Source organism: Sphingorhabdus sp. (assembly GCF_046596595.1).
In the GTDB taxonomy this organism is placed as follows: domain Bacteria; phylum Pseudomonadota; class Alphaproteobacteria; order Sphingomonadales; family Sphingomonadaceae; genus Sphingorhabdus_B.
On the sequence record NZ_JBKJMB010000111.1, the window covers coordinates 1 to 3,064 of the forward strand.

Consider the following 3,064-nt stretch of genomic DNA (forward strand, 5'->3'; position numbering starts at 1 on the left):
TCAGCGCCCAGCCGCTTTCCGGCGATTTCGAACGAAAGCAATGTGCGTGTTGAATTTTCAAAAAAGGCATTGATGATGGTAAGACCAGACAATCGCCCGTCATGTTTGGTGGGACCAGAACGGTTCAGCGCGACCCAATGCTGCGCCTCTTTCAGAATGTATAGAATTTCCCATTTTTGAAGCCCGGCTATGCCAAGCAAATGCTTATGCGGAAAGGCATCCGACCCGCTTGGAAAGCTGTCGGCGGCAAAGGGCTGTGTCCATGTCATTAAAGGCATGCCCTTAATGGGATTAGAGGGCAGACTCAACTGATTTGTCAGGTGGGGCTGAACGCTCCGCATCGTCATGCTGAACTTGTTTCAGCATAACGAACAACCGCCGCACGTTATCCTGAAACAAGTTCAGGATGACGATGTATTCAGGGGTCAGTTTTTAAAGGTATCGTCACGCTGAACAATGTACCCATAGTTCAGTTTTTGAGGGTATCTTCATGCTGAACAATGTACCCACAGTTCAGTTTTTAGGGGTATCGTCATGCTGAACTCGTTTCAGCATCTTACTTTTGTTCGCCCCGATTAAGACCCTGAAACAAGTTCAGGGTGACGGGATTGTTTCTAGGCGTGGCGGGGGGTTGGAGAGCGTTGCGTATACACCTCACCCACTCGTTAGCGCGTCAATCGCGCCTTGCAGAATGAACGCCGCCGCGCCGCTGTCGATTTTCTCGGCGCGTTTGGCGCGGCTTATATCGGCGGCAATCATTTCGCGTTCGACGGCTTGCGTTGACCAGCGTTCGTCGCGTAGCAATATGGGTAAGCCAATATCCGCGATGTTGCGTGCAAAGGCGCGGCTTGACTGGCTGCGCGGACTTTCGCTGCTGTCCATATTCAGCGGAAGGCCGATGACAATGCCGCGTGTTGCCCGGGTCGCCATGACCGTCTTCAGCTCAAACTTATCCTTGGTAAATTTGGTGCGTTTAATCAGGTCACCTGGCGACGCGAAAGTCCAGCCAGCGTCGCAAAACGCGGTGCCGACGGTTTTGCTGCCGATATCGAGCCCGATGAGCACCCCACCTTCGGGGAAAAGGGCACGAAAATCGGCAACAGATTCAAAAATCATTTTTGCAGGAACTTCTGCAAACGCCATGTCGCGTCTGCACGCACATTCGCCCAGAACAAGGGAATGTCGTACACGTGGTAATTGTTGCCGGGCAAGACATAGGGACCAACCTCTGGTGGATCGCCGATCAACAGAAAGCCTTTGTCATCGCATCGTGCCGGCACTGCGCCGACGACGAGCTCACCAGTTTCTAACTTCGCATCCGGCTTCAATGTGCCCAGATTTGCTTTCATCTCGGCCAATGGTGCAGCTCCGCCGTTTAACGGGTTGGTGCACAGCATCGGCGTGTCCTTGCGCGCTGTGCCGTTAAATCCAGTTGTTCCATTGTAGACTTTGACGATGCGGTCATATTCTGCTGGCTCAGCGAAGCTTTGCCATGCCATGATGCAGCTTGTGTCATCGGGACTGGCGCATGCCGGCAGGCCCATTTCCAGCATGTCCGCAGGAACGGATATTGGCCAGCCAACGACATAGGCGGCAACGATACGTTTTGCGATTGGCTTTCCGGCCACGCGGTCTTTTAACAAATGCGTTAAATGAAGCGCGCCCTGACTATGCCCCGCCAAAATGATGGGTCGGTCCTTTTGCACTTTTGATACAAATTCGTCGAATGCGAGCAAAACATCCTGATATGCGGCATCCAAGGCCTGCTGACCCTCGGGCTTGGTTGTCAGAAAAGATCCGATAGCGGCCTGACGATAACGTGGTGCCCACATCTCGCCTGCACCGGCAAAAGGCGACGCAAGGCCGCGCAGGAACAAGCGTGCACGGTCTTGCGATTCGACGTCATCAAGCGGCGCGTTCCAATAATCGCGACCAATGTAAGATGTGGGGTGAACGAAAAATATCGCTGCGGAGCCCTGAACCTCGGCCTTGACCGCACCAGTGGGCAGCCAATCGGCCGGGTTGCCCTTTTTGCCGGGGCGTGCAAACCACATATCGCTGCCCGCATATTTGCTTGGTGCAAAGGCAGCCTGTTTCTCGAATTTAGCGGTCGGCACAAAGGCGAGCTCAGTCAGCTCGCTTTCATAAATGCGCATGACGAAGCCGCCGGCAATCACGAGAACGATGAGCGATGCGACAATATAAAGAAATTTGCGTGCCAAGTTTATGTCCTGAAATTTTACGGCGATTTAGCTGATTATATGGAAATAGCACCGGAAAATTGAATAGGGGCTGAAAAGAGTAAGCTTTTGCCGTTGAAGCATAGGAGGCGCAATGCTAGCGGCTGGCAGGGATCGCTTGTCGATCCCGACCACAAGGAACACCATGTCTGTAGATAAAGATACCGTGAACAAAATTGCACGGCTTTCGCGTATCGCGATTAGCGATGCTGAGGCTGACAAGATGGTCGGCGAACTCAATGGCATTCTTGCCTGGGTCGAACAATTGGCCGAGGTTGATTGCACGGGTGTTGAACCCATGACTGCGGTCATTCCCAACAAGCTGCGTCTGCGCGACGATGTCGTCACCGACGGCGATGTGCGTGACAAGGTTCTTGCCAACGCGCCAGCCAAGGAAGGCAGCTTCTTTGGCGTGCCCAAGGTGATTGAATGATGCACGCGCCGCTCCGCCCGTTTGTCATCCTGAACTTGTTTCAGGATAACGCTCAACCGTCGCGTGTTATCCTGAAACAAGTTCAGGATGACGAGGATTTTATATGACCGAACTTACCAAATTGGGCGTGGCCGCCATCCGTGATGGCGTAGCCTCGGGTACATTCACCGCAGTGGAAGTTGCCACCGCATTCAATGCCAATGTCGCTAAGGCGAAGGCGCTCAATGCCTTCATCGTTGAAACACCCGAAAAAGCCATCGAAGCAGCGCAAACGGTCGATGCCGACCGCGCCGCGGGCACGCCGCTCGGCAAGATGGCGGGCGTGCCGATTGGCATGAAGGACCTGTTCTGCACTGAAGGCGTACAGACGACCGCTGCAAGCCATATTTTG

General features: G+C 53.7%; 4 protein-coding genes and 1 pseudogene. 2 read left to right on the top strand and 3 right to left on the bottom strand.

From position 1 onward, the window contains the following. From pyrB to ACLL9E_RS11035, 3 genes and pseudogenes are all read right to left on the bottom strand, one after another. Nucleotides 1-269, bottom strand: a pseudogene (gene pyrB, locus ACLL9E_RS11025) (aspartate carbamoyltransferase catalytic subunit); the annotation flags it as partial. 385 nt (nt 270-654) lie between these two features. Continuing rightward, nucleotides 655-1,116, bottom strand: coding sequence for a Holliday junction resolvase RuvX (gene ruvX / locus ACLL9E_RS11030; RefSeq protein WP_411291786.1), 462 nt, complete (start codon nt 1,114-1,116; stop codon nt 655-657). Beyond that, entirely contained in the window at nt 1,113-2,222 is a 1,110-nt protein-coding gene (locus ACLL9E_RS11035; RefSeq protein WP_411291783.1) for a DUF3089 domain-containing protein, read from the bottom strand. Before ACLL9E_RS11035 ends, ruvX begins: the two co-directional genes overlap by 4 nt. A gap of 163 nt (nt 2,223-2,385) precedes the next feature. Between ACLL9E_RS11035 and gatC the strand changes: the two genes are divergently transcribed. Both gatC and ACLL9E_RS11045 read left to right on the top strand, forming a co-directional pair. Then, nucleotides 2,386-2,673, top strand: a complete 288-nt coding sequence (gene gatC / locus ACLL9E_RS11040; RefSeq protein WP_411291784.1) for an Asp-tRNA(Asn)/Glu-tRNA(Gln) amidotransferase subunit GatC — start codon at nt 2,386-2,388, stop codon at nt 2,671-2,673. Between the two features lie 103 nt (nt 2,674-2,776). Next, nucleotides 2,777-3,064, top strand: a 288-nt coding sequence (locus ACLL9E_RS11045; RefSeq protein WP_411291785.1) for an amidase family protein, incomplete at its 3' end; no start/stop codon positions are given.

Coding starts and splice junctions, on each gene's coding strand:
- ruvX (WP_411291786.1), bottom strand. CDS start 1,116: ATGATTTTTGAATCTGTTGCCGATTTTCGTGCCCTTTTCCCCGAAGGT.
- gatC (WP_411291784.1), top strand. CDS start 2,386: ATGTCTGTAGATAAAGATACCGTGAACAAAATTGCACGGCTTTCGCGT.